Below are 24,193 nucleotides of genomic sequence, written 5' to 3'. Positions count from 1 at the left end.
AGAATTGAAGAATTGAAGTTTTGTTTTTTTGTGGTGGTGGTCTGTCGAAAGCCTAGATAAGGCTTTTGTTATTTTTTTTTATGTTGTTCTCGGGGGTAGAAATCTCCCTGCTAGTTTTTGTGCCGAGAAATGCTGGTCACTTCTATATTGTGAGCTTTGGTAGGGCTATTGAATATTTAGATGTCTTATTGTTAAGTCACATGTCTGATCGGTACAACTGTATCTTACACTGGTTTTAGGATGTGCTTATCGAAACAAATAAACCCTATCTAACGCAGTTTTCTCTGCGGCCTACTGACTGGTAAGCTTATGGTTCATTCTATTTGGCGTTATTTTTCCTCTCATTGTCGTTTTTAGCGGTTAGGATTGCTTCTAATATATTCCTTGCAGCAAAGTTAGTGATGCGGTGAGGGTTGTTTGTGATGGAATAGGTAAAAAGTAAAATTATATATGGCTACTATTACAGATCAATTTCCGCCGTTGCCTCTCGATGAACTAGTTTATAGGATTGAAAATTTTTCCTCTGCCTCGTTGGATAAAAAGCATTTGCTAATATCTGACCTCGTTCAAGTACATCCGCTGGTTAGTATGGACTTCGGTGCGGGCTCTGTATTTAGGCGGGCGAGGAAAATTGATGAAAATAATTATCCGTCCTCAGTCCAAGATCTTCTATGGAGGGTTGGCGGTGTACCTTCCGTGGGTAGGGCCAATCCCGAAGGGTTTCCGGTTCTTTACATTGCAGATAGGCCAGAAACAGCGTTTAGTGAAACTCACATAAATGACGACGTTGTCTTGCTTTCTGAACTGAGGATTCGAGAAGGTGCTAACTGTAGGATTGTCCCTATAGGTGAAATGCTTCAAATTCAGCGTACAGGGAGAGGATTCCTATCCGGCGATGCTTCGGCTACCATAAATAATATGTTGAATGCCTGTAGTACTGATCAAGCTCGATCTCTTTTAATAACGGATGCATTTTTGTTTAAGTGCTTGGTTGGTGATGATGAGCAGTATTTAATTTCATCATTTGTTTCTGAATCAATCTTTAATAAAAATAGGAATATATCAGCAGTCGCTTATCCCAGTGTTAGACAACATGGGGCAATAAACTTTGCAGTGCGGACTGATGACTTCTGGAACTCTTGGAGTGTAGTCGCTGCTCGCCGTTTGAGGGTACGCCACTTAGCACTCGGCTTCTACGAAACTACACGAACTGAGCATGTCATAGGCATCACTGCAGGAGGGCAACTAGCCTGGGAGAAAGGGAAGATTGAAGACAATATATCTTGCAGATTTGAGCCACCTTGGCATCCAGGACTGTGAGAATGCTTCGTCGATCAGATCTCTCAGTTCCTGCATATGGCTGAGGTCGATCAAAAATGACATTTTTGGGCGGCAGGACTGGTCAAGACCAACCACATGCCGATCCGCTTCCTGCTGTACGTGGCCATCACCGCACTCACCCGCCTGCTGATCGGCGATGTTTCGCACCACAAGGCACCGGACGAAGGCCTGCTGTACCTGTGTGGGGGCATCCTGCTGCTGGCGTTTTCGATCCTGGTGGTGCGCTACGCTTCGTACCGCTACCCCTCGACCAAGGTGCTGGACGCCAACGGCAAGACCGTGGAGGAGGGCAAGTAGCCCTCAGTTGGCAACGAAATGGCGCGGCTCGTGGCGGGCGTCACGGGTCAGCGCGGCCAGCACTTGCATGGGGTTCTGGCTGAGTTCGATGGCGAGGCCCAGGCGGATGCTGTCGATCACCCGTTGCAGGCGCACCGGGTCGTTGCGCTGGGCCTGGGTGATGAGGCGCTTGGCGACTACGCCGGCGTCGTCCGACAGGGTGAGCATGATGCTGCCGTCGAGGTTGGCAATGCTCAGGTTGACCCGGTATTCGGGGGCGAAGGCAGCACTGATTCGGTCGAAAGGGTTATTCATGCCTGAGGGCCTGCAAAGATTGTCTGCTGAAGTTGACCGGCCCCTGTCAGGTTGGTTCCTGGTGGGCAATTAGCCATTATCGTAACTACACTCCTTGAATCGCAGCCGCGACGCATGGCCAATGGCCGGCAAAGGAGTGCCCGTGGTTCCCTCATCTGCTGCCCGTCAGCGTGGCGCAATCGGCCTAATGGCGGTGGTTACCCTGGGCCTTGCCCTGCTGTTCATGCTGGTGGTGATTGACAGCGGCCGCCTGTTTCTTGAACAGCGCAAGCTGCAGCGCATTGCCGACATGTCGGCGCTGGAGGCGGCAGGCCAGTTTGCCGTGTGCACCGGCAGCGGGCCACAGGCGACCGCGATTGCCCGGGCCGCCGCCACACGCAACGGCCATGCGGCCAGCAACCCGCTGACGGCCAGTTGCGGATACTTGCAGACTGGCGCCAACAGCTTGCGAACCTTCACCAGTGACAACACTCGCAATGAAGCCATACGGGTGGATGTCAGCAATACGGTGCCCACCAGTTTTGCTGCTGGGGTGTACACCTTGGCGCAGGGCAATGGCGTGCCGTTGACCACGACCTTGCACGCGCATGCCGTGGCATCGTCGCCTCTGCCGCCGCAGGCGATGTTGAGTATTCGTACCACGCTGGCGACCGTCGACTCGCGGCAGTCGGTTTTGCTCAACGCTCTTCTCGGCGCCCTGGGTGGTAAGGTTCAGCTTGATGTGGCCGGCTGGCAAGGCATCGCCAGTACCCAGCTCAATCTGCTTAGCTACCTTGACCAACTCGCCATCGATCTCAAGCTCAAGGCGGGCGACTACCAGCAACTGCTCACTGCCGATGCCACCGCTACCCAGTTGCTGCAAGCGGCGGTAAAAGTACTGCAGCAGAGTGGTGCGGCGGCAGATGTGGTGACCAACCTGGGCAAGGTGGCACTGGGCGCCAGCAACAGCACGTTATTGCAACTGGGGGACTTGCTCGATATTCAGAACGGCACAGCGCAGGCCGGGCTGGATGCCAGCATTCAATTGCTGCAACTGGTGCAGGGGGTAATCCAGCTGGCGGTCAGCGAAAGTGCGGCAACGGTGGATTTGCCAATCAGCGTGCTGGGGCTGGTCAATGGTCGGGTACGGTTGAAAGTGATCGAGCCGCAGCAGATTTCTGCGGTGGGAGACCCGCGTACCGATGAGCTGCGGGTGCATACCGCACAGGTGCGGGCGATGATTTCGCTGGATTTGCCTTTGCTCAACTCGGTGCTTGGGTTGCTCAATGCCGTGTTGGATCTCGTCGGGCCGATCACCAATGTGCTTAACAATCTGCTCAGCCTGAACCTCGCCAGTACATTGCAATCGGTGCTATGCCTGGTCGGCGTGCCGTGTACGGTCACCGATATAATCCTGGTCCCGGACAAGCTGTCGCTGGACATCGGTCTTGAAGTGGCAGAAGCGACGACGCGGCTCAACCCGTTATCGCCTGAAACGTTCAGTTGCTCACCCAAACGTTTGACGACTCAGACTCAGAGTTCAGCCGCCAAGATTGCGGTGGGGCGTTTTGAGTCCGTGGACGCGTTCTTTACCAGTGGCACCACCGTTGTCAAAGCGTTGCCTTTGGTCGACATCGGGACCAAACGCTGCACCCGGCTGCTCATACTGCCTGCGATCTGTGATGCACGTAGCCCCTTCGCTGGTGGCGGCCTGGGCCTGCGCGTCAACAGCAAGGTGCTGGGCAGCGGAGCGGTCGAACGCCCGCTGGTGTTCCAGGCCCCCAACAGCACGCCGCCGAACATCGGCCTTCCCTCGGTGTACCAGAGCATGCAAACCGCCAACAACAACGTAGTCGGCAGCCTCACCGATACCTTGCAAGGCATACAGCTGGAAGCCTACAAACCCACTGCAAACAGCGGCCTCGGTGAAGTACTGGTAATCGTCGGCAACGTCCTTGGCGGCGTCAAAGGCATCGTCGAACCCTTGATCAAGAATCTGCTCAGCCCGTTGCTGGACCCCTTGGTCAACGTGTTGCTCAAGGTCCTCGGCATCGACCTGGTCAACGCCGAAGTCGGGGCCAACCTCAGTTGCTCCGGCGGCCGTGCTCAGCTGGCGCTGTAGACGGGCAACCAGACCTGGAAGCACGCACCTTCGTTGCGGTTGTGCGCTTCGAGCCGGCCGCCCATGGCTTCGACGATACTGTGGCTGACCGACAAGCCCAAGCCGGTGCCCGCTCCGGCGGCCTTGGTGGTGAAGAACGGTTCGAAGATGCGTTCGAGCAGGCGTGGGTCGATACCGCCGCCGTTGTCTTCCACCAACAGGCACAGCTGCCCGTCCTCGACGCGCTGGCTCACGCTGATCCGCGGCTTGGCAACCCTCCGTTCGAGCAACGCATCCCGGGCGTTGACCAGCAAGTTGATCAGCACCTGCTCGAGCTGGTCCTCATGGCCCAGTACTTCCGGGCACAGGTCTGGCTCTTCAACAAGCAAGGCCACGCCTTTGCCGCTCAACCCCTCAGCCAGCAACCCCAGCGCACCTTGCACCGCCACCCAGGCGGCGAACACCTGCTGTTCTACCTCGGACCGGCGCCCATAGGTGCGCAGATGCTCGACCAGGCGCGCAATGCGTTCGACCTGGGCATCGATCCGCTGCAGCTTGCCCGCCACATACTCGGCATCGACCACGCCACTTTCCAGGCGTTTGAGGGTATTGACCAGCGCAAGGCGCATGGTCGCCAGCGGCTGGTTGATTTCATGCACGAAGCCCGTTGCCAATTCGCCCAGCGTGGCCATCTTGGCACCTTGCAGCAGTTGCTGCTGGCTGTGGCGTACCGCTGTGTTATCGCGCCCCACCGCCTGCACTTCCTGCAACTGACCGTGCTCATCGAACAGGCCACGCTCGGCCCACACCCACCAGGCTGTTCTGCGTCCGGGCAATTGCAGGCAGATTTCGGCACTGGCCAACGGCTGCGCCGGCGTCAACATAGACAGGCGCTGGAGAAAGGCCGCCCGTTGGCTGTCGGACAGCCACTGACCAAGGTTCATGCCCGTCAATTGTTGCGGCGCGCATTCCAGCTGTTCGGCAAGCGGGTGGTTGCCAAACAGCAGCTCGAGGTCTGGGCGATAGCGGCAGATCATGGCTGGCGAGTCCTCTACCAGCACCCGGTAACGCTCCTCGCTCTGGCGCACACGTTCGGCCGCCTCGGTCAATTCGCTGACGTCGAGCCACAGCCCGACAGCCTCCACAGGCTGGCCCAGGTCGTCACGCAGCAGGCGGGCTTCGTCCAGTATCCAGTGGTAACCGCCAAGGTGATCGCGCAGGCGATAGCGGCAGCGTACCTGGCCATCGCGCAGCAGCGTACGGGTGCGTTCGAGCCACGTCGGGTGGTCGTCGGGATGCACGGCCTGAGCAGGGTGGCGCGCCAGTTCACTGTCTTTGGGCCAGCCCAGCAGCGGCATCAGGCTGGCGCTGAAAAATTCACTGTGCAGTGCACCTTCGGCATAGCGCTGGACGTAAATCACTGCGGGCGAGCTGGCGATCAGGTTTTCGAGCCGGGCGCGCGCGGCCCCGGCCTGTAGTTCCTGGGCTTTCAGCGCGCTGATATCGAGCACAAACCCCTGAACCTGACGGCCTTGCAGCTGGCCTGCCCACTGCAGCCAGCGCGGGCTTGCCAGGCGGTTGGCTGGCAGCAGGCGCAGGTTCAGGTTCAACGCAATGCCTGCGCGCAGTTGTTCCAATGCCATGCGTGCGGCTTCGCGATCGGCCGGGTGTATCCGGCCTAGCCATTGCTCTGCGGTGGCTTCGGCCGGTAAACCCAGGCGCAAGGCCAGGGCGGGGTCGAATTGCAGCGGCCCTTGCAGGGGCCATGACCACCAGCCGGCCCCCAATTGCTGTTGCAGTTCATCCAGGTGGCGTGAACGTTGCCGCAACTGGTGCTGGCGCAGGCGACTGAGCAGGGGTTCGATCAGCGCTTGCAGCAGGGCCGCAACCGTTTCGCTAGCAGGCGGCCGCTGTGCCCCTGCGCACAGCAACCAGGCCTGCACGGTATGGCCGTGCAAATAGGGCACGGCCAGTAATGGCAAGCCGGCACACGATGACTGCAACAGCGGGTTTCCGGCAGCCACTTCTCGGCCGCGTGGCGGTAGCGTTTGTAGCCAGGGGCGCAACCGCTCGTCATCGGCCCAGGGCCAGCCGTTGTCGCTGCTGGTGTAGGTGTACCAGCCGCCATCGCCCAGTAGCATCAGACGCAGAGAGCCCGCCTGCCAGTGCTCAGCCAGGTGCTTCAGTTGATCGGTGGCTGTCACCATCAGGCGGTCTTCGTCGCAGTCACGCAGGGCGCGGCCAAGCGCGGCTGCCAGTGCCTGTTGCGTCAGGCGATGGCCTTGTTGCTCGTGCTCGCCCAGCAGGTCGCCGATATCGAACAACTGCAGCAGCCAGCCATCTGCCTGGCGCTGGAGCCAGCCGCGGGTGTGCAGGGCAGGGCCGTGCACGGTCGCGAAGTCGAGGTCCAGCGGTTGCCCCTGCCAGTCGGCAGGGGGGCCTTCAAGCACCAGCCAGCTGTGCCGTTGCAGGTAATCATGCACACGGGGGGCGCTGTGCGAACTCGCAGGGAGCACCGTGCGCAGTGGGCCAGCAAGGCGCAGCACGTGCCCTTGGTCATCCAGCCAAAGTTGCAGCCCCACCGCTTGCGGGGCCGTCGCTGCCTGCTCGGTGGCCTGGCCGCCCAGCCAGCGCTCGAACAACCCGCTCACAGCTGCAAGCTCGCTTCGGCCCGCAGGCGGTCGGGCAGGCGCGGTACTTCACCGATCAGTGGCAGTACCAGCATCGGCAGCACGTTGGTCAGTTTCGTTTTGGGGTAATTGATGGTCACGGTCAGCAATTTGTTGGCGCCCAGGGTTACCTGCGCGTCACTGGCGGGCTGGAAGTTGAACGCGGAGGGCATCCACTGTAATTGTTGGCTGATGACCTGATGGGCCAGGGTTTGCACATCGGTGCTGTAGCTGGCGCTGTTCGGGTCCAGGGCTACGCAACGGCGCACGGCTTCGGCGCTGGCCTGGTTGAATGACTGCAGCATCAGCATCGGCAAGGTGTAACTGACCAGGCCGTAGAACACCGCGAAAAAGATCATGAATACGGCCGCGAACTCAATGGCCGCTGCGCCGTTTTGCCGTTTTGCCGGGCCTGCTTTCATGATTGCGTCTACCCTGACCATGAATCCTGAGTAACAGCATAGAACCGATCGACGAACAGGGATGGCCATTTGCCTATGCATAGCCTTGCAGTGCTTGTCTGGCTTGTGTTGTGCGCGGGGCAGGATGCCTGGGAACGGCAGATTTCCAATGTCCTGACGCTGGGTGCTGCCGCCTGTGCGCTGGCCTGGTTGCTGGCCACCGGGCACAGTTGGCTCGGTGCCCCGGGCAGCGATGCCGCGCTGGCTTTCGTCATCGTGCTGCTGCTGACGCTGCCCGGCTATATGCTGGGCCAATTCGGGGCTGGCGACGTCAAGCTGCTCGGCGCACTGGCCCTGGCCAGCAGCCTGGCCCACGTACTCGGCACTTTTATGGGTGCCGGTGTGGCACTGGTTGTGTGGCAAATGGTACGGCGCAGGGCACGCCAGCCGGGGGAGAAAAGGCCGTTTGCGCCCTGCTTGCTGGCCGGTTTTGCCGTTTCGCTTGCCTGGCTTGAGTATCGCGTCGCCTGTTAGATCGAGCGCCGCCCGCGCGGCGCATCGCGACGCAAGGCCGCTCCCACATTCGTTTCGGGCCAATCCCGCTTGTGCCATTAGCGCGCGACCCCTTGTGTGTTCCATTCGCTATCGAAGGTTGCGTCGCCGCTTCTCTGCCATCTCCAGCCGTGCACCCAGGGAGCGCGCGCCGATGGCGCAGGAATAACTGGCCCGAAACAGATGTGGGAGCGGCCTTGCGTCGCGATGCGCCGCGCGGGCGGCGCTCGATCTAACAGGCGACGCAAAAATACCCGCGAACTAATTATTGCGCTCTGCCATCTTGGTCCAGCGGTAGAAGTCGGGGATTTCATATTTGTAGGTATCCAGCCAGCGCTGCATGGACTGGTCACGCTCCCGCGCGGTTTGCACCTGCAGGCGCCTGGATGCCTGCTCGCCGCTGGACTGCACGCGCAACAGCCGTTCGGTGGCCGTTTCGTCCGGAGCGGCATGGGGCGGGTATTGCTCGGCCATCAAAGTCGCGCTGCCTACGCAGCAGGCCAGTAGCATCACGTACCTGATCATGATCACCTCCGTGTATCAATTGACCATCATGTCCGGGGCCCTGGCCGATGCGATCGGGCCTCGGCCGCCGGCCTTGATCTTGCTGGCGCGTGCCTGGGCTTCGGCAAATTGCCCCGCTTTGAGCTGCAGCCGGCCTACCAGGTCGGTGGCCTGCTGCCAGTTGTCCTGCACCAGCGCCAAGGTCACCAGGTTGACCGCAGGCAGCGGGTTGTCGTCTTTCAGTTCGATGGCCGTCAGCAACTCGAAGCGCGCCTGCTCATAGCGCCCCAGGTTCATCAGCACCACGCCAAGGTCGTTGCGCACCCGCTCATCGGTAGGCGCGAGCCTTACTGCCCGCTGGAGGTTCTGCAGGGCCTGGACGTCGTCGCCCCGGGCCGAGGCCAATTGGCCAAGGCCATGTTCGCCTTCGGCGGCCAGGCAACCGCCCAGCAGGCTGCGGTACAAAGGTTCGGCCTCGCTGAGGCCAAGCAGCCGTGACACCTTGGCCTTGCGCAGGCGAACCTGTTCGAAGGTGTCCGGCAGTTGCTGCAGGTGGGCCAGGCTGGCGTGTGGGCGCCCGTCGTTGAGCATTTCGTCTGCCAGGTTCAATGACAGTTGCTGGTCGGCGTCAGGCTTGCTGCAACTGGCGGTGGCGAACAACTGGCGCAGCCCTTCCGGCTGTTGCCCGGCGCATCCGGTCAGCAACACCAGGCTTGCGCACAACAGGATTGTCTTCATCATTCAGTCCTCATGGGCTCAACGCCCGCGCCAATGCAGAAAAGCCTGGCCCGGCAAGGACAATGAGCAAGGCCGGAAACAGGAACACCATCATCACTGCCGACATCTTTGCCGACATCATCGATACCCGTTCTTGCAGGCGGGTCAGGCGACGGTCGTCGAGCAGCGCCTTCAGTGCCTGCAGCGACTTCATCGCGCCGCTGCCTTGTGCCAGCAATTGGCGCAGGATCACGCAGGTATCGGTGAACTCATCCACAGCCAGCAGCTGGGCGACTTTTTCCAGCTCCGGGCCCAGCGCCATGCCTGAATCCACCCGTTGCAGCACCTGGCGCAACTCTGCGCTGATGTGCGGGATCAGCGTTCGGCCTTCCTGGCTCAGCACACGCAGTGCCTGCTCGACGGCCAGGCCGGTCTCGAAAAGAATCCGCAGCAAGGGGATCATCAGGCTGACTTCTTCGGCGATGCGCTGCTGGCGACGTGCCGCAGCCACGGCCAGCAGGCGCTTGGGCAGCAGGTAACCGACGCCCAGCGCGCACAATGGCCAGACCACCCAGCCGGCTGCCGCGCTGCCCTTGAACCCCTGTTGCAACAGCAGTGTCAGCATCACGGCCAACAGCGGCAGGCCCAGCTGAACAGCGGCAAACAGGGCGCGCTGGCGGCTGCGGCGCCAGCCGATACGTTCGAGCAGGGCCTGGCTTTCGCCGTCGAATCTTTGCAAGCGCTGCCCCCACGCGCTGCTGCCCAGCCAGTGCAGCCAGTCGCCCAGGCGTTCGTCGCGGGTTAGTCGCCCCTGCAGGCGTCGGGTCACCAGTACCCGCGCTCGCCATTGGCGAATGACCTGCAGGCCAAACAGGCTGGCGGCAATGAACAGGCACAGGGCGCAGATCAGCAAGGCCATGGTCACAGGCTCCTCATCATTCGCCACAGCACCAGGCAACCGAGCACCTGCAGGGCAAAGGCCAGCAACAGCATCATCTGGCCGCTGCTGTCCCGCCACATGGCCAGCAGGTAATGCGGGTTGGCCATCAGGAAGTAGCCGACCATCGCCAGCGGCAAGGAGCCGAGAATGATCGCGGTGATGCGGGTCTCGCCGGTCATCGCCTTGAGCTGACGCGCCCCTTGTTCACGCTCGCGGATCAGTTTGATCAGGTTTTCCATCAGCTCGCTGGCATTGCCGCCGTAACGCTGGTTGATGCGCAAGCCAAGGGCGAACAGCCGCAGTTCGTCCTGCTTGTGCAGTTCGGCCAGCTCGCTCACAGCATCCTCCAGCGCCACGCCCAACTGTACGTTGCGCCGCACCCGCGCCATGGCTGAGCGCAGGGGATCGCGGCTACTGTCGATACCGCCCAGCACCGCGTCATTGAGGGTGCGGCCGGCCTTGAGGCTGCGCACGCTGTAGTCCAGCAGGCCAGGCAACTGGTCGACGATTTGCCGCATCTGCCGGCGGCTTTGCCAGCTCAGGATCAGGTACGCAAGGTTTGGCAGGCCGGCCAGCAGCATCAATGCGGCCACCCAGCCGGCGGCGATCAGCCCCAGCAGCACCACGCCCAGCCACGCCAGCAACCAGCGCTGTGGCTCGATGTCGACAGCCCCCAAGCCGGCGCGCTGCAGCAGGGCGTCGAGCCATTCGCGCCGGACGGTGCCATTGCGCACAATGCTGAACGCCCGCCCCAGGCGTTGCAGGATGCGTTCTTCGTGCCGCTTGTACAGGCTACGGCGCAACAGCAGCAGGGCGACGCCCAGCAGCAGCGGGGACAGCGCCAGCAGCAAGGGGCCGGTCACAGCACGCCCTCTGCGCGCAGCTTGCTGCCCGCCGGGTTGGGTGCTTCGCGCAGAAAGGTATCGCCGCCACGACGATCGAGGCGGAACAGGGTGTTGGTCACGTACACCTCATCGCGCACGCCGACCACTTCCAGCACCTCGCTGACGCAGCGTCGGCCGTCGGGCAGGCGGGTCAGCTGGATCACCACATCCAGCGCCGCGCAGACCATCTGCCGCAAGGTCTTCTCGGCAATCTGCCGGCCGCTCAGGCCGACCAGGGTTTCCAGGCGCAGCAGCGCATCCTGTGCGGTGTTGGCGTGCACCGTGCTCATCGAGCCATCGTGGCCGGTGTTCATCGCAGTGAGCACGTCGAGCACTTCGCTGCCGCGGATCTCGCCCAGAATGATGCGGTCTGGGCGCATGCGCAGGGCGTTGCGGATCAGTTCGCTGGCCTTGATTTCGCCATGCCCTTCGGCATTCGGCGGGCGGGTTTCCAGGCGCACCACGTGGGGATGGTGCAGCTGCAGCTCGGCGACGTCTTCGATGGTTACCAGGCGTTCGCGGGGCGCGATCATCTGGCTGAGGATGTTCAGCAGGGTGGTCTTGCCGGTGCCGGTACCGCCACTGACCAGGATGTTGCAACGTTTGCCCACGGCGCGTTCGAAGAAGTCGAAGATGGACTGGTCGATGGCGCGTGTGGCCAGCAGGTCGGCGCTCTTGAGCATGTCCTGGCGGAACTTGCGGATCGACAGGCACGGGCCGTCCAGCGCCACAGGCGGAATGATCGCATTCACCCGGCTGCCGTCGGGCATGCGCGCGTCGACCATTGGCGAGGATTCATCCAGGCGCCGGCCAAGCGGCGCGAGGATGCGCTGCATCACCCGCTCCACATGGTGAGCGTCGATAAAACGCAGGTCGGTCTGTTGCAACAGGCCCGCCCGTTCCACGAACACCCGATGGGGGCCGTTGACCAGGATTTCCGTAACGGTGGGGTCTCGCAGCAACACTTCCAGCGGGCCGAAACCGGTCAGCTCATCTACCAGCTCTTCGGCCAGGCGCTCCATTTCGTAGCGCGACATGGCCAGGCGCAGGCGCGCGACGTAATCGCCCACCTGCTCCAGCACGAACTGGGTCAGTGCTGGCCGGGCGCCTTCGAGCAGGTTGCGGCCGCTGTCCTCGATGGCGTCGATGGCAAAGCGGTGCAGTGCACGCTTTAGCGCGTAGGGGTCGCCGGAGGCGTGTTGCTGGCCACCAAAGGGTTGGTCATTGCTCATTTGCTCCCCCAAAGCCGACGCAGCCAGGTGAAGGCGGGTGGTGCGAGGTTTTCCGAGCGCCGTGCCAGGCGTTCGCCGAGGCTGCGCAGGGCTTGAGTGAGGTTTTCACGCGGGGCCAGTTCGAACAGGCTCAGGCCCTGGTTCTTCACATTCAGGCGCACTTCGGGGCTGTAGGGGATGGCCTTGAGCAAGGGCAGCCCGTAGCGTTTGGCCAGGGTATCGGCATCGGGTGCAACGTTGCTCAGGTAGCGGTCCACCAGCAGGCTGGCGTGCTCCAGCTTCATGCCGTGGTCACGCCACAGGTCGAGCACTTCAAGGTTTCGCCGGCAGTCGAGGATATTCTGGTCGGTGTAGACGATCAGTTTGTCGCAATGGCTCACCAACGTGCGCAGGGCTTCGCTGTCGGCATGCCCAGTCAGGTTCACGACAATGTGCTGGAAGTGCTGGCGCAGGGCGCTGAGCAGCATGTACAGCTCGGCGGCGCTGGTTTGTTGCAGCGGGTCGTCGGCCTCGGCGTAAGTGAGCAGGCGCAAGCCTTTCTTGTCGCGCGTGAATGCGCTGTCGATCAGTGTGGTGTCGAGGCGGCGCAGGTGGCGCAGGGCGTCGCCGAAAAAGAACGAAGCCTCCAGGCCGAGCAGCGCCAGGCTGTCGCCACGCGGCAGGCCCAGGTCCAGCAGCAGGGTTTGCTGGCCGCTCTCCTGCACCACCCGGGCCAGGTGGGTGGTGAGCAATGCGCCGTCTGCATTGGCTTGCACACCGAACAGCACGGTCAGCCCGCCAAGGCTGGGGTTGCTGGTCACCGCCGGCATGCGCTTGCCCAGGCGCCTCACCAGCCCGGCCACTTCGCTGGGGCGTGAGCCATAGGCGACGAAATCGCGGGCGCCTGCGCGCATGGCATGCAGCACCAGTTGGTTGTCCATGCCATCGCCAAGGGCGACAATCGCCAACATCGGCCTGGCCTCCAGCACCCCCTCGATCAAGGCGCACTGGCTGACCAGCTGTTCGCGGTCCAGGCCGATGAACATCAGGTTGCTGAAGGTGGCGTTGACCAGCGCCAGCAGCTCGTCGAGGCTGCCGGCAGTGGCACCGATCACCTGGCCTTGCGGCGCCAGTGCGCCCTGTAGCCAGTGCAGGTCCTCTTCATTGCGGGTGATGGCGAGGAAGGTGGGGTTCAGGCTCTCGTTCATTGGGATAACCCACCCTTGCCGTCGAAGTTGCCGTTTTCCAGGAAGAACAGGCGCCCCCAGCTGGGGTCGTAGTTGCGCAAGTTCTCACCCGGCAGTTCCGGCAGCCGCGCGTTGGCGGCCAGCGGCTGGACCAGGTGTGGAGTTACGATCATCAGCAGTTCGGTTTCTTCGCGTTTGAGCGTCGATTGCCGGAAGAATGCGCCCAGGATTGGGAGGTTACCGAGGCCAGGCAGTTTGTCGACATCGGACCTGGTGTTGCTGCTGACCAAGCCGCTGATGATGAAGCTTTCGCCATCGGCAAGGGCAATGCTGGTGTCGGTGCGTCTTACGGTCAAACCCGGCACTTGCGTGCCGGCGATGGTTACTACGTTGCTGTAGTCCAGCTCGCTGACCTCCGGCGCCACCTTGAGGGTGATCCTGCCGGGGCTGATGATGGTTGGTGTCAGCGCCAGACGTACGCCGAACTCCTTGTATTCGATGGACACGTTGTCGCTGCCCGAGCTGGGGACTGGAATCGGAATTTCGCCACCCGCCAGGAAGCTTGCGGTCTGGCCGCTGAGTACGGTCAGGCTCGGGCGGGCCAACGTGTAGGCGAAGCCGCTGCTTTCCAGTGCGTTGATCATGGCAAGGAAGCGGCTACTGCCGCCGCCCCAGACGATGTTGAAGACGTTCTCTGTGAGCGGGATCTCCGGGTTCGCAATGGGTACCGAACCTGGGGATACAGAGGTGTTAGGCACTGTTCCAGGCGCACCGATCAGGCTGTTGTTCGAACCCTTGAAGAACAGCCGTGCGCCAGCTTCTCTGTACTTGTTTCGGCGTACTTCCACGAAACGGATATCGGCCTGCACCTGGCTGATCAGTTGTGCATCCTGCGACGGCAAAAAACTGTCTTCGGCCATGTCGGCACTGGCCCGGCCTTTGACGAATACCATGGCCCGGTGCGGTGACGGGGCGCATGCTGTCCACAGCATCAACGTGGTATTGCCTTGGCCCACTGCGGTAATCACCACACCGCGGTCACCGCTGGCCTGCACATCGGCCACCTTGGGCTCGCCTACGGCAACCCGGCTGATCGCCAGTGGCAGGCGCAGTTCCTGCTGCAGGCCCTGGTCTATCTCGATGACCGAAGGGAGCTGACTGATCGCCTCGCAGCCTTTGCCCACTGCCTGGGCCTGGGGCAACAGCGCGGCCAGCAGCCCGGTACAACATGCTTGTCTCAAAAAGGAACTACGCATCGCTGCATCCTTGCCGGGTCAGGGGGTTTTATTCGTATCGTCAGCCTGTGCGCCACGGATGATGTGCATGGCGGGTGTGGGTTTGCTGGTCGCCAGGCTGGCAGCGTTGGCCACCGGCGACTGGGAGAGCTGGCTGAAGCGGTAGAGTTCGCGGTTGGCGGCCTCCACCTGCGGTTGGGCACCGGGCTCGTTCCAGTACCGCGCCAGGCGCTGCTCATCGGCACTGCGCACGGCCAGGCGCAAGGTGCCAGCCTGGGCAGCCAGCATCAAACGGCTGGCCAAGGCCTCCGGCACTGCCAGCGCCACGGTGCGGGTACCTGTGCCGTTGTTCATACTGGCTTGTTCGCGCCGGGCCTTTTGCTCTTCGGCGGTCTGCGCCGGGCGGCCGTCGTTGGCCAGGCCCGTCTGGTCGCCGACACTGAGCACGCGCAAGGCCGGCAGCACCACTTGGGCGGAGGATTGCGGGTTGTTGGGCTCTTCACGCAGGAACAGCAACACGTCCACGTAGTCGCCTGGGCGCAGTTGGCCGGCGGCGCCGACCACTTCGTCCACACCGACTGCCACCGCCCGCTCGTTGGCACGGATCATCCGCGCCAGCGGCCCGCCAGCCTGGAAGCTGGACTCATCCAGCCAGGTGCCCGCTGCAAGTGGCCTGGCGCTGGTGCGCCCGATCACCTGGGCGGTTTGCTGGTAGGCCCCGGTGGGGGCAACCTGCAGGCGCTCGATCAGCACATCGTCTTCACTGACCGGCGTATTGGCGGGTAAAGCCTTGCGCAGGACGACCACGGCCGTACGCGGTGGCTCCGGTGGAGTGATGGGGGGTGGGGCAACGGCTGCAATCGGTTGTTCGGCCGCAGGGGTAACCGGTGCGGGCGTGGCCGCCGGGCGGCTCAGCACAACACCCCAGTAGCCGGCCAACAGCGCTGCCAGCAGGAAGAAAGCAGCCAAGGCTAGGGTCAAGCGACTGCTCATCTCGGCCTCCCTGCACGTTGCAACTGATGGCAAAAAGTCACTATTTCGCTATAGGACGGTAGCGCAGCCATTGCCATTTGCCATGAGCGGGAGGGCTTTTTTTTGGAATTGTGATTAAGTCGAGGCAATACAGAGGGTTAGCAGTATTGCGGGTGTTAATTCTCTTGAGCTAATCCTTTGTGATTAATCCTTTGATACATTTGCAGTCCGCCTCAGCTTGGCGATTCTTTGATGGCAAATAGGTGTCACTTTGATACCGCAATCGCCGGCATGTGCCGCAAGGAGCTGAGACATGAAACTGTTCATTCTGCATTGCATGACCTTCCTGCATCGCAAGGACGGTGCGTCCGGTATCGAATACGCGGTCATCGCGACGATGGTCGCAGTGGTGCTGGCCGCCTTCGTTGGCGACATCTCCACGGCCGTCAACACCACCTTCACCACGATCAAAAATGCCCTTTGACCGGTGAGCAGGAGCCAACGCCATGCAGAACGCTTTCTCGCGCCAGCAGATCCTTTTGGTGGATGACGAGCAGGACGCTCTGCTGGAGCTGGCCGAACTTCTCGAAAATGAAGGCTTCGCCTGCCTGACCGCGACATCGGTACAGGTTGCCTTGCAACAGCTTACCCGTCATCCGGACGTTGCCCTGGTGATCACCGACCTGCGTATGCCGGAGGAAAGCGGCATTGGTCTGATCAGGCGCATGCGCAATCACACGGCCCGCCAGCACCTGCCGGTGATTGTCATGTCCGGGCAGGCCGACGTGGATGACGTCAGTGAAATGCTGCACCTGCAGGTGGTGGATTTTTTCCGCAAGCCGCTTTATCACGCGCGTTTGCTGAAGACCCTGGAGAACCTGTTCCCCGTACCAAAGCTGAGGGTAGTGAGTTGAGGAAGGCCTTCAATGGCCTTTAATAAAAACGCCCGGCACTTGGCCGGGCGTTTTTCATTGTGCGGTCAGGCGTCCGGGTCGCTCAGTTCAAGGGCGCCGCGCTTGCTGCGCAGCTTGCCGTAGAAGTGTTCCAGCGCGTGGTTGAGCTTGGTGGCGGCACCGTCGACTGCCTGGTCCACCGAAGTGGCAGTGTGGGTCACGGAAATCGGTTGGTGGCCTTTGGGGCGAGCCTCCATCTGGCAGCGTTTGTCATGCGGTCCGGGCTTGGCGCCGTTCTCGTCGCGCAGGTGAACCTCGATGCGGGTGAGGTCTTCTTCGTAACGTTCCAGGGAGCTTTGCAGTGTACTGCGGACCCACTGGTCGAGACGGGCGTTGCTTTCGAAATGGTTGCTGCTGTTGACCTGGATTTGCATGATTCAATCCTTATTCAGCTTGCTCGCATGGAGACGCGCTCAGGTCCTTGAGACCCTTGGAATTTCTGCGCCTCTTGACTCTAAGGTCAGGCAACCGCGGACCGAATTCAAGCCCTTTTTGAAAATAAATTTCTTGTTGCAAATGGGGCTGGCAGGCGTGGCCACGCCGAGCGATGTGGTGAGCAGCAGGGCGTGGACGAGGGGGCTGGGGCGCAACGGCATGGGTCGGGTCCTGAGAGAGGGGGCTGCCATGTCTGTCACGCAAGGTTGGGAAAATGGCTCAGTTGATTTGATCTTTTTTTTTGCGGGTGTTTTCGCCATGAATTTTTTGTCGCCTGTGAGATCGAGCGCCGCCCGCGCGGCGCTTCGCGGGGCAAGCCCGCTCCCACATTTGTTTCGGGCCAATCAGTCCTGTGACAAAGGAGCGCGATCGCCTTGGCGCATGGCTCGATATCGAGTCGTACAAACAAGGCGGTCGCGCGCCTCTCTTGCAGGCATAACTGGCCCGAAACAAATGTGGGAGCGGGCTTGCCCCGCGAAGCGCCGCGCGGGCGGCGCTCGATCTACGCCCCCTGCAAAACCCGCGGCGGTCACCTGGTAGCCCTCACCCCACATCCACCATCACCCACGACCGGGTGAAGCGCCGCACCCGAACCGGCAGTGCTACCTCCAGCATTTGCAGGATGCGCTCACTGTCATCCAGCGGATACGACCCGGAAATCCGCCAGGCGCATCTGCGAGGCCACCAGCATGCCGTCGACCCAGGCGCCCACATTGTGGTCGAGCGCCGAGACCGACTGCCAGCCCCCGTTGAAGCGGCCGCCGTGCCGGTGTAGCGCCCCTTCGCCGGTACGCAGCAGCAATGGTCGGGGATCGTTGGCCACTTGCAGCGCCAGTTCACCTTCGAACAGCCGCACCCGGGTAAGCCAGTTGTGATGGGCGCGGTACAGGCCTTCGACCGTGGATGTGAGCGCGCTGGGCACCGTGATACTCCGGCGCTGTGTAGCGCAAATAGTAGTAAGAATTGTTCGCGCTGTATTGCAGGGCAAAGTGCTCGGCAATCTCCACCGGCCCTATCGCCCGCAAGCCAGCTCCCACAGAAGCCCGCTGTCTTCAAGCCCTGTGCAATACCGGTGGGAGCCGGCTTGCCGGCGATAGGGCCAGAACAGGCAGCACATCGCTAACTCTTTGCCTATGAGAATTGAAATCATTATTATTGCACCCCCAGAAAACATCCGGACCTTGCCATGACGCGCAAAACTGCCGGCCTTCCGCACAGCTATCGGCTGGCCGTTGCCTCACGCAGCCTGGCCGCGCTATTGGGCGGCTACCTGTTGGCGTCCATGGCCAGCGTCTGCATTGCCCTGGTAGTACCGCTGCCAACGGTCGATGCCACGCTGACCGGCCTGTTGTTGTCGTTCGTCTTTTACCTGCTGGCATTCATCTGGTGCTTTGCCTGTCGCAGCGCCTGGCGTGCCTGGCTGGGCGTGTTGGCGCCCAGCCTGCTGTTGGCCATGATCAGCGGCGTTGCCTACTGGATGAAAAACCCATGAAAGAAGGCTTCCGCCAGGCGATGGCCTGGCTGCACACCTGGACCGGCCTGATCTTCGGCTGGCTGTTGTTTGCCATCTTCCTGACCGGCACGTTGTCGTATTTCAAGGAAGAAATTACCCACTGGATGCAGCCCGAAGTGCGCAGTCATGCCTTGGACCCGGCCCTCAGCCTGGATAAGGCCCAGCAGTATCTGCAAGACAACGCCGGGCATTCCGCGTCCTGGTTCATCCGCATGCCCAACGAGCGCGAGGCGGGCTTGAGCGTTGGCTATCGCGATCCCAATGGCGGGCCGCGTGGCTTTGTCAACAAAACCCTGGATACGCAGACCGGCCAACCGGTTGAGGCGCGCGACAGCCGTGGTGGCGATTTCTTCTACCGTTTCCACTTCCAGCTGCAGATGCCATACCCGTTTGGCCGCTGGCTGTCGACCTTCTGCGCCTTCATCATGCTGCTGGGGCTGGTCACCGGCATCATCACCCACAAGAAGATCTTCAAGGAGTTCTTCACCTTCCGCCCCGGCAAGGGCCAGCGGTCCTGGCTGGACGGGCACAACGCCATAGGCGTGCTGGTGCTGCCATTCCACCTGATGATCAGCTACAGCAGCCTGGTGCTGTTCATGTACATGGTGATGCCGGCGGGCATCATGGCCAGCTATGGCAATGACACCGGCAAGTACTTCAACGACCTGTTCGGGCGCGACGATGCGCCCAAGGCAGCCCAACTGGCGACGCCGCTGGTCGCCCTGCCAAGCCTGTATGCCAAGGTGCAGGCGCTGCAGCCCGGGGCGCGCATTGGCAACATCCAGGTGCAGAACCCGGGTGACAGCAATGCCCGCGTCACCTTTACCCAATCGGCTGCCGACCACGTGGCTTATCGGCGCAGTGCCAACTGGACGTTTGACGGCGCCAGTGGCGCGCTGCTGAGCCAGGGCAAGCCAGAGAGCGGGGCAATGATGACCGCCTTCAGCTTTGCCGGGTTGCACATGGGCAACTTTGCCGGGCCCTGGCTGCGCTGGCTGTACTTCTTTTTTGGCATTGCTGGCACTGCGGTGATCGGCACCGGGCTGGTGATGTGGCTGGGCAAGCGCCAACTCAAACATGCCAAGCGCCCGCACATGCCGGGTGAGTTGCGCCTGGTCGAGGTGCTCAATATCGCCAGCATGAGCGGGCTGTTGCTGGCGGTGGCGGGCTTCTTCTGGGCCAACCGCCTGATTCCGGTGGGCATCGAGGGCCGCGCCACTTGGGAGGTCAATGCCTTCTTCATCGCCTGGGGCTTGTCATTGGTGCATGCCGTGCTGCGCAGCGGGCGCCGGGCTTGGGGCGAGCAACTGGCCCTGGGTGCGCTGGCCTTTGCCCTGTTGCCGCTGCTCAACGGCCTTGGCACCGACCGGGGACTGAACCATTCGTTGCAGGCGGGTGACTGGGCCATGGCGGGCTTCGACCTGACGGCACTGGGTACCGGCCTGTTCCTGGCCTGGCTGGCCGGCAAGATGCTGCGCAGCCCCAAACCGGCAGCCAGGCGAGCACGCGTGGCACAAAAACCGGGCACTGAAACGGCGCAGGTGAGCTGATGCTGGGTAACGCACTGATTGCATTCGCAGGCTTTGTCGCCCTGTGCCTGGCCATGGAAAAGCACTTCAGCGAACTGCTTGGGCGCAAGCCGCGCCCCGGGCAGTTACGGGTGTTGCGGGTTGCCGGTTGGCTGCTGCTGATGCTGTCGCTGGTCCTCAGCGTGCACCTGCGTGGTTGGGCCCATGGCTTGGTGGAGTGGACGGCGGTGATGATGGCGGGGGTGACCGTGTGGGTGTTTGGCTTGCCCTACCAGCCGCGCCTGCTGCTGGGCGCAGCTGCCGCCAGCGTGGTGCTCGGGCCTTTGCTGGCCGTGTTCGCTGTGTGAACCCGTGAGCGAGCAGAGGGATATCATCGAGCCCGAGGCCGACAGCGCGGGCGGGCGTGCACGTTTCGTCCAGGTGTTCCTGGCCCAGCGTGCGCGCATGGAGGCACTGGTCAGCCGGCGTGTAGGCTGTCGCGCCACGGCTTCAGACCTGGTCCAGGAGCTGTTCCTGCGTTTCTGGCGCCGCCCCGAGGTCAAGGTCGAGGCGCTGGACACGTACCTGTTGCGTTGTGCCGGCAACCTTGCGATCGACCACCTGCGCAGTGAAGGCAGCCGTGAACGCGTGGCAGAAGCCGCGCTGCCAATGGACGACACGGGCATGGCTCAGGCGCCCGAGCAGGCGCTGGAGGTCGACCACGACCTGCAGCGCATCGAAGCCGCCTTGCGCGCCTTGCCCGAGCGCACCCGGCAGATCTTTCTGCTCAACCGCATCCACGGCTGCAAGTACGGTGAAATCGCCAAGGCTATGCAGCTGTCCCAGAGTGCCGTGGAAAAGCATATGATGCGCGCCCTTGAAGCGTGCAAGGCGAGTGTTGCCGAGCCCGCGCCCACCCCACGCCGGCCTGGGAGTGCCCGTCGATGAGCCGTTTGCCCCCGATCACCGAGGCGCAGTCCCAGGCCGCTTTGCAATGGCTCAGCCGCATCAATGAGCAGCCCGCGCAAGCGGAAGGGGCTGCGTTCAAACGCTGGTTGCTGGCCGACCCCGGGCACCGTGAGGCCTACCAACAGGCCCAGGCGCTGTGGCAGAAAAGCGCCGCTCCGGCCGCGCGACTGGCCGACGAAGAACAGGACGCCCTGCAGCACTACCTCAATGCAATGGCCAGGCCACCGACCCGTGGCCCGTGGCGGCGGATGGCGGCAATGGCGATGGCGGCCTGCCTGATGCTGGCCGTGGGCGTTGCCGGGGGCTGGCACCCGGGATACTGGTTGCAGGAGCTGCAGGCTGACTACAGCAGTGCCGGGCAGATTCGCCAGATGACCTTGGCCGACCAGTCGCAGGTGACGCTTGATGCAGGTAGCGCCATTGCAGTCGATTTTGCCCAGGGTGAGCGCCGTGTGCGGTTGCTGCATGGCGCGGCATACTTTGAGGTCACTCATAACGGTGAGCCATTCGTGGTCGAAGCGGGCGGTGGCGAAGTGCGAGTGCTCGGTACCCAGTTTGAGGTGCGTGAGCAAGGCGAGGGCGCCCAGGTGACAGTGCGCAGTGGGCGGGTCAGGGTCAGCCCCGCGCAAGGCACTTTGGCGGGTGAACTGACTGCCAACCAGCAGGTGGCCTACAGCGCAGGCAGGGTAGGCGACACCTTGGTGGTGGACAGTGACAACCGCCTGGCCTGGCGGCAGGGGTGGCTGAACTATTACCAGGTGCCGCTGGCGCAGGTGGTCGAAGACCTTGGGCGCTATTACCCGGGGCGCATCCTGTTGCTGGATGGCGAACTGGGGCAGCGCAAGGTCAGCGGCAGCTTTCCGGTGACCGAGCCGCTGCTGGCGCTGGATTCGCTGGGCAAGGTCATGGGCTTTTCGCGGCAGACCGTGTTCGGGCGTTTGACCTTGATCCGGTAGTTGCCTGTGCCGGCCTCTTCGCGGGCATGCCCGCTCCCACAGGTACTGCACCGGATTTGGAACTTGTGCAATCCCTGTGGGAGCGGGCGTGCCCGCGAAGAGGCCGGTACAGGGAAAATATTTTCAGTTAGCGGGTGAGGTAACAGGACGTGGCATCCGTGTAATGAGTGAAAGTGCGATTCATTCGCAATCATCACCCTCTCACAGGTCAGCGTCCATGAAGTTCTCCCCGCGTTGCGTCCCTCTCTGGCTCGGCCTTGCTGCGCTGCCGGCCTTCGCCGTCGCCCCCCTGGCAAGCGCAGCCGAGCAGCTGCAGGCCTTTGCCTTCGCCCAGCCGGCCCAACCGTTGGCCCAGGCGCTCAACGCCTTCAGCCGCACCACCGGCCAGAGCGTGGTCTACACCCTCGAACTGCCAGGTGTACAGGCCCCGGCATTGAATGGCCGGTTCAGCGCCGAGCAGGCGCTGCAACAGCTGCTGGGCAACGCCGGGCTGGCCTGGCGGCGCGTCGACGCACGCACCCTGACCCTCGAACCCGCCGACACTTCAGGCGCCCTCAACCTGCAGGCCACCAACGTAACCTCGCAGCTGGACGACTACAGCTACCAGCCCCCGGCCAGCGCTTCGATCATGCGCGGGCAGGGGCCGAATCAGGACATCCCGCAGGCCATCAACGTGGTACCGGCCCAGGTCATCCGCGACCAAGCCCCGCGCAACCTCGATGATGCCCTGTCCAACGTCAGCGGCATTACCCAGGGCAACAACTTTGGCGGCACATCCGACACGGTGATGAAGCGCGGCTTTGGCGACAACCGCGACGGCTCGATCATGCGCGATGGCATGCCCATCGTGCAGGGCCGCAGCCTCAACGCCAGCACCGAGCGGGTCGAAGTGCTCAAGGGGCCGGCCTCGCTGCTGTACGGCATCCAGGACCCGGGCGGGGTGATCAACGTGGTCAGCAAGCGCCCACAACTGCAGCAGTACAACGCCCTGACCGTGCGTGGCTCGACCTACGGCAGCGGCAAGAACGGCAGTGGCGGCGGGCTGGACAGCACCGGTGCGCTGGGCGACAGCAACTTCGCCTACCGCCTGATCGTCGATCACGAAGACGAAGACTACTGGCGCAACTACGGCGTGCACCGCGAATCGCTGGTGGCGCCGTCGCTGGCCTGGCTGGGCGAAGACACGCAGGTGGTGCTGGCCTACGAGCACCGCGAGTTTCTCTACCCCTTCGACCGTGGCACCGCGTTCGGCAGCAACGGCCACCCGCTGAACATCCCCGCCACGCGCCGCCTGGACGAGCCGTTCAACGACATGGAGGGGCGCTCCGACCTGTACCGCCTGGAAGTCGATCATCAGCTGGCCGACGACTGGAAGCTGCACTTTGGCTACAGCTTCAACCGCGAGACCTACGATGCAAGCCAGGTGCGGGTGACCGGCGTCAACGAAGCCAAAGGCACGCTGACGCGCAGCATCGACGGCACCCACAACGCCATGAGCCGCGACCAGTTCGCTACTCTGAGCCTGGCCGGTAATGTGGAATTGGCCGGCATGCAGAATGATCTGTTGTTCGGCGTCGACCATGAAGACCGCAAAGTGTATCGCGGCGACCTCATTCGCCAGACTGCCCGCTCCACCTTCAGTTACCTGAACCCCGTTTATGGTCAGGAGGTGGAAGGCACCAGCGTACGAGCCAGTGACAGCGACCAGACCGACAAGCTGCGCACCGATGCACTGTTCATGCAAGACGCACTGCACCTGGACGAGCACTGGATACTGGTGGCCGGCGCACGTTTCCAGCAATACGACCAGTATGCCGGCCGTGGCCGGCCGTTCACGGCCAATACCGATACCAGCGGCCAGGCATGGGTGCCGCACGCAGGCATCGTCTACAAGGTTGATGACCAGCTCTCGTTCTATGGCAGCTACAGCGAGTCGTTCAAGCCCAACTCCAGCATTGCACCGCTGACCGGCGGTGTGGTGCTGGACGCTTCGGTCGCACCCGAAGAGGGCAAGTCCTGGGAGCTGGGGGCCAAGCTCGACATGCCCGGTAGCCTGACCGGTACCCTTGCGCTGTTCGACATTACCAAGCGCAACGTGCTGGTCGCCAATTTCGACAGCGGAACCGGCGAGACCGTCTACAGCAATGCAGGGGAAGTCAGTTCACGGGGTGTGGAGCTTGACCTGACCGGGCAGCTCAGCGAGCGCTGGAGCCTGATCGGCAGCTATGCGTTTACCGATGCCAAGGTGACCAAGGACCCTGATCTTGAAGGCAAACGCCTGCAGAATGTGGCCAGGCACAGCGGTTCGTTGTCGGCGGTGTACGACTTCGGCAGCCTGTTCGGTGGCGACAATCTGCGCTTGGGGGCAGGCGCGCGTTACGTGGGTGAGCGGGCGGGCAACGCGACCAACACTTTCGACTTGCCGTCGTACACCGTGGCCGACGCGTTCGCCAGTTACGAGACCAAGCTTGATGAGCACAACGTGCGTTTGCAATTGAACGTGAAGAACCTGTTCGACAAGGTTTATTACAGTTCGGCGGTGAACCAGTACTTTGTGGCGATTGGGGATGCCCGG

At 62.3% G+C, this 24,193-nt stretch carries 23 protein-coding genes and 2 pseudogenes; 12 read left to right on the top strand and 13 right to left on the bottom strand.

Annotated features, from left to right (window positions below):
- The first annotated feature begins 450 nt into the window (after positions 1-450).
- Both ACK1VC_RS17820 and ACK1VC_RS17815 read left to right on the top strand, forming a co-directional pair.
- Positions 451-1,320 carry an RES family NAD+ phosphorylase gene (locus ACK1VC_RS17820; RefSeq protein ID WP_191086962.1) on the top strand — a complete coding sequence of 290 codons (870 nt, stop codon included), beginning with the start codon at positions 451-453 and terminating at the stop codon, positions 1,318-1,320.
- A gap of 84 nt (positions 1,321-1,404) precedes the next feature.
- A pseudogene (locus ACK1VC_RS17815) lies at positions 1,405-1,638 on the top strand (phosphate-starvation-inducible PsiE family protein); the annotation flags it as partial.
- A 3-nt stretch (positions 1,639-1,641) separates the two neighbouring features.
- On the opposite strand, the gene ACK1VC_RS17810 reads toward ACK1VC_RS17815, so the two are convergent.
- On the bottom strand, positions 1,642-1,932 hold the full coding sequence (locus tag ACK1VC_RS17810) for a DUF3509 domain-containing protein (RefSeq protein WP_016489056.1): 291 nt from the start codon (positions 1,930-1,932) through the stop codon (positions 1,642-1,644).
- Between the two features lie 142 nt (positions 1,933-2,074).
- Between ACK1VC_RS17810 and ACK1VC_RS17805 the strand changes: the two genes are divergently transcribed.
- Positions 2,075-4,033 (top strand): TadG family pilus assembly protein, encoded by a 1,959-nt coding sequence (locus tag ACK1VC_RS17805; protein WP_031312088.1) that lies wholly within the window; start codon positions 2,075-2,077, stop codon positions 4,031-4,033.
- Here the strand turns inward: ACK1VC_RS17805 and ACK1VC_RS17800 are convergent.
- Positions 4,018-6,663: an ATP-binding protein gene (locus tag ACK1VC_RS17800; RefSeq protein WP_191086961.1), complete on the bottom strand. Its 2,646-nt coding sequence runs from the start codon at positions 6,661-6,663 to the stop codon at positions 4,018-4,020. The genes ACK1VC_RS17805 and ACK1VC_RS17800 overlap by 16 nt on opposite strands.
- Entirely contained in the window at positions 6,660-7,103 is a 444-nt protein-coding gene (locus tag ACK1VC_RS17795; protein ID WP_016489053.1) for a TadE/TadG family type IV pilus assembly protein, read from the bottom strand. The genes ACK1VC_RS17800 and ACK1VC_RS17795 overlap by 4 nt, the downstream gene beginning before the upstream one ends.
- Positions 7,104-7,178: 75 nt before the next feature.
- Between ACK1VC_RS17795 and ACK1VC_RS17790 the strand changes: the two genes are divergently transcribed.
- Positions 7,179-7,616 (top strand): prepilin peptidase, encoded by a 438-nt coding sequence (locus ACK1VC_RS17790; protein WP_016489052.1) that lies wholly within the window; start codon positions 7,179-7,181, stop codon positions 7,614-7,616.
- Positions 7,617-7,895: 279 nt separating this feature from the next.
- Here the strand turns inward: ACK1VC_RS17790 and ACK1VC_RS17785 are convergent, their stop codons facing one another.
- From ACK1VC_RS17785 to cpaB, 8 genes are read right to left on the bottom strand one after another with little or no spacing between them, the layout of a single operon-like run.
- Complete coding sequence (locus ACK1VC_RS17785) at positions 7,896-8,159, bottom strand: DUF3613 domain-containing protein (RefSeq protein WP_016489051.1); 264 nt, start codon at positions 8,157-8,159, stop codon at positions 7,896-7,898.
- Between the two features lie 15 nt (positions 8,160-8,174).
- Positions 8,175-8,876, bottom strand: a complete 702-nt coding sequence (locus ACK1VC_RS17780; protein ID WP_024717469.1) for a tetratricopeptide repeat protein — start codon at positions 8,874-8,876, stop codon at positions 8,175-8,177.
- Positions 8,877-8,886: 10 nt separating this feature from the next.
- A complete protein-coding gene (locus ACK1VC_RS17775) occupies positions 8,887-9,774 on the bottom strand; it encodes a type II secretion system F family protein (RefSeq protein WP_016489049.1) in 888 nt (295 codons plus the stop codon).
- A 2-nt stretch (positions 9,775-9,776) separates the two neighbouring features.
- Positions 9,777-10,658 (bottom strand): type II secretion system F family protein, encoded by an 882-nt coding sequence (locus tag ACK1VC_RS17770; RefSeq protein WP_197884257.1) that lies wholly within the window; start codon positions 10,656-10,658, stop codon positions 9,777-9,779.
- Positions 10,655-11,911, bottom strand: coding sequence for a CpaF family protein (locus ACK1VC_RS17765; protein WP_016489047.1), 1,257 nt, complete (start codon positions 11,909-11,911; stop codon positions 10,655-10,657). The genes ACK1VC_RS17770 and ACK1VC_RS17765 overlap by 4 nt, the downstream gene beginning before the upstream one ends.
- Positions 11,908-13,098 carry a protein TadZ gene (locus ACK1VC_RS17760; RefSeq protein ID WP_016489046.1) on the bottom strand — a complete coding sequence of 397 codons (1,191 nt, stop codon included), beginning with the start codon at positions 13,096-13,098 and terminating at the stop codon, positions 11,908-11,910. Before ACK1VC_RS17760 ends, ACK1VC_RS17765 begins: the two co-directional genes overlap by 4 nt.
- Entirely contained in the window at positions 13,095-14,333 is a 1,239-nt protein-coding gene (locus ACK1VC_RS17755; protein ID WP_016489045.1) for a type II and III secretion system protein family protein, read from the bottom strand. The genes ACK1VC_RS17760 and ACK1VC_RS17755 overlap by 4 nt, the downstream gene beginning before the upstream one ends.
- Positions 14,334-14,351: 18 nt before the next feature.
- Positions 14,352-15,305, bottom strand: coding sequence for a Flp pilus assembly protein CpaB (gene cpaB / locus ACK1VC_RS17750; RefSeq protein ID WP_016489044.1), 954 nt, complete (start codon positions 15,303-15,305; stop codon positions 14,352-14,354).
- A gap of 292 nt (positions 15,306-15,597) precedes the next feature.
- On the opposite strand from cpaB, the gene ACK1VC_RS17745 reads away from it, so the two are divergent.
- Positions 15,598-15,768 carry a Flp family type IVb pilin gene (locus ACK1VC_RS17745; protein ID WP_016489043.1) on the top strand — a complete coding sequence of 57 codons (171 nt, stop codon included), beginning with the start codon at positions 15,598-15,600 and terminating at the stop codon, positions 15,766-15,768.
- A gap of 22 nt (positions 15,769-15,790) precedes the next feature.
- Positions 15,791-16,198, top strand: coding sequence for a response regulator (locus ACK1VC_RS17740; RefSeq protein ID WP_016489042.1), 408 nt, complete (start codon positions 15,791-15,793; stop codon positions 16,196-16,198).
- A 65-nt stretch (positions 16,199-16,263) separates the two neighbouring features.
- On the opposite strand, the gene ACK1VC_RS17735 is transcribed toward ACK1VC_RS17740, so the two are convergent.
- Both ACK1VC_RS17735 and ACK1VC_RS17730 read right to left on the bottom strand, forming a co-directional pair.
- Positions 16,264-16,611, bottom strand: coding sequence for an HPF/RaiA family ribosome-associated protein (locus ACK1VC_RS17735; RefSeq protein WP_016489041.1), 348 nt, complete (start codon positions 16,609-16,611; stop codon positions 16,264-16,266).
- A 604-nt stretch (positions 16,612-17,215) separates the two neighbouring features.
- A pseudogene (locus ACK1VC_RS17730) lies at positions 17,216-17,528 on the bottom strand (hypothetical protein); the annotation flags it as partial.
- Between the two features lie 330 nt (positions 17,529-17,858).
- Here ACK1VC_RS17730 and ACK1VC_RS17725 point away from each other — a divergent pair.
- From ACK1VC_RS17725 to ACK1VC_RS17700, 6 genes are all read left to right on the top strand, one after another.
- Positions 17,859-18,164, top strand: coding sequence for a DUF3649 domain-containing protein (locus ACK1VC_RS17725; protein WP_016489040.1), 306 nt, complete (start codon positions 17,859-17,861; stop codon positions 18,162-18,164).
- Positions 18,161-19,735 (top strand): PepSY-associated TM helix domain-containing protein, encoded by a 1,575-nt coding sequence (locus ACK1VC_RS17720; RefSeq protein ID WP_191086958.1) that lies wholly within the window; start codon positions 18,161-18,163, stop codon positions 19,733-19,735. Before ACK1VC_RS17725 ends, ACK1VC_RS17720 begins: the two co-directional genes overlap by 4 nt.
- Complete coding sequence (locus tag ACK1VC_RS17715; RefSeq protein WP_016489038.1) at positions 19,735-20,061, top strand: DUF3325 domain-containing protein; 327 nt, start codon at positions 19,735-19,737, stop codon at positions 20,059-20,061. Before ACK1VC_RS17720 ends, ACK1VC_RS17715 begins: the two co-directional genes overlap by 1 nt.
- 4 nt (positions 20,062-20,065) lie before the next feature.
- On the top strand, positions 20,066-20,641 hold the full coding sequence (locus tag ACK1VC_RS17710) for an RNA polymerase sigma factor (protein ID WP_016489037.1): 576 nt from the start codon (positions 20,066-20,068) through the stop codon (positions 20,639-20,641).
- Positions 20,638-21,618, top strand: a complete 981-nt coding sequence (locus ACK1VC_RS17705) for a FecR family protein (RefSeq protein ID WP_096426743.1) — start codon at positions 20,638-20,640, stop codon at positions 21,616-21,618. Before ACK1VC_RS17710 ends, ACK1VC_RS17705 begins: the two co-directional genes overlap by 4 nt.
- Before the next feature lie 217 nt (positions 21,619-21,835).
- A partial coding sequence (locus ACK1VC_RS17700; protein ID WP_449118003.1) for a TonB-dependent siderophore receptor occupies positions 21,836-24,193 on the top strand: 2,358 nt, incomplete at its 3' end.

This window comes from Pseudomonas sp. XP2, assembly GCF_053557975.1.
Note: the sequence above shows the minus strand (reverse complement) of the source record. Positions and strands in the feature narration are given on the sequence as shown.

Coding starts and splice junctions, on each gene's coding strand:
- ACK1VC_RS17820 (WP_191086962.1), top strand. CDS start 451: ATGGCTACTATTACAGATCAATTTCCGCCGTTGCCTCTCGATGAACTA.
- ACK1VC_RS17720 (WP_191086958.1), top strand. CDS start 18,161: ATGAAAGAAGGCTTCCGCCAGGCGATGGCCTGGCTGCACACCTGGACC.
- ACK1VC_RS17740 (WP_016489042.1), top strand. CDS start 15,791: ATGCAGAACGCTTTCTCGCGCCAGCAGATCCTTTTGGTGGATGACGAG.
- ACK1VC_RS17780 (WP_024717469.1), bottom strand. CDS start 8,876: ATGAAGACAATCCTGTTGTGCGCAAGCCTGGTGTTGCTGACCGGATGC.
- ACK1VC_RS17785 (WP_016489051.1), bottom strand. CDS start 8,159: ATGATCAGGTACGTGATGCTACTGGCCTGCTGCGTAGGCAGCGCGACT.
- ACK1VC_RS17735 (WP_016489041.1), bottom strand. CDS start 16,611: ATGCAAATCCAGGTCAACAGCAGCAACCATTTCGAAAGCAACGCCCGT.
- cpaB (WP_016489044.1), bottom strand. CDS start 15,305: ATGAGCAGTCGCTTGACCCTAGCCTTGGCTGCTTTCTTCCTGCTGGCA.
- ACK1VC_RS17715 (WP_016489038.1), top strand. CDS start 19,735: ATGCTGGGTAACGCACTGATTGCATTCGCAGGCTTTGTCGCCCTGTGC.
- ACK1VC_RS17775 (WP_016489049.1), bottom strand. CDS start 9,774: ATGGCCTTGCTGATCTGCGCCCTGTGCCTGTTCATTGCCGCCAGCCTG.
- ACK1VC_RS17725 (WP_016489040.1), top strand. CDS start 17,859: ATGACGCGCAAAACTGCCGGCCTTCCGCACAGCTATCGGCTGGCCGTT.
- ACK1VC_RS17755 (WP_016489045.1), bottom strand. CDS start 14,333: ATGCGTAGTTCCTTTTTGAGACAAGCATGTTGTACCGGGCTGCTGGCC.
- ACK1VC_RS17765 (WP_016489047.1), bottom strand. CDS start 11,911: ATGAGCAATGACCAACCCTTTGGTGGCCAGCAACACGCCTCCGGCGAC.
- ACK1VC_RS17760 (WP_016489046.1), bottom strand. CDS start 13,098: ATGAACGAGAGCCTGAACCCCACCTTCCTCGCCATCACCCGCAATGAA.
- ACK1VC_RS17790 (WP_016489052.1), top strand. CDS start 7,179: ATGCATAGCCTTGCAGTGCTTGTCTGGCTTGTGTTGTGCGCGGGGCAG.
- ACK1VC_RS17810 (WP_016489056.1), bottom strand. CDS start 1,932: ATGAATAACCCTTTCGACCGAATCAGTGCTGCCTTCGCCCCCGAATAC.
- ACK1VC_RS17705 (WP_096426743.1), top strand. CDS start 20,638: ATGAGCCGTTTGCCCCCGATCACCGAGGCGCAGTCCCAGGCCGCTTTG.
- ACK1VC_RS17795 (WP_016489053.1), bottom strand. CDS start 7,103: ATGAAAGCAGGCCCGGCAAAACGGCAAAACGGCGCAGCGGCCATTGAG.
- ACK1VC_RS17745 (WP_016489043.1), top strand. CDS start 15,598: ATGAAACTGTTCATTCTGCATTGCATGACCTTCCTGCATCGCAAGGAC.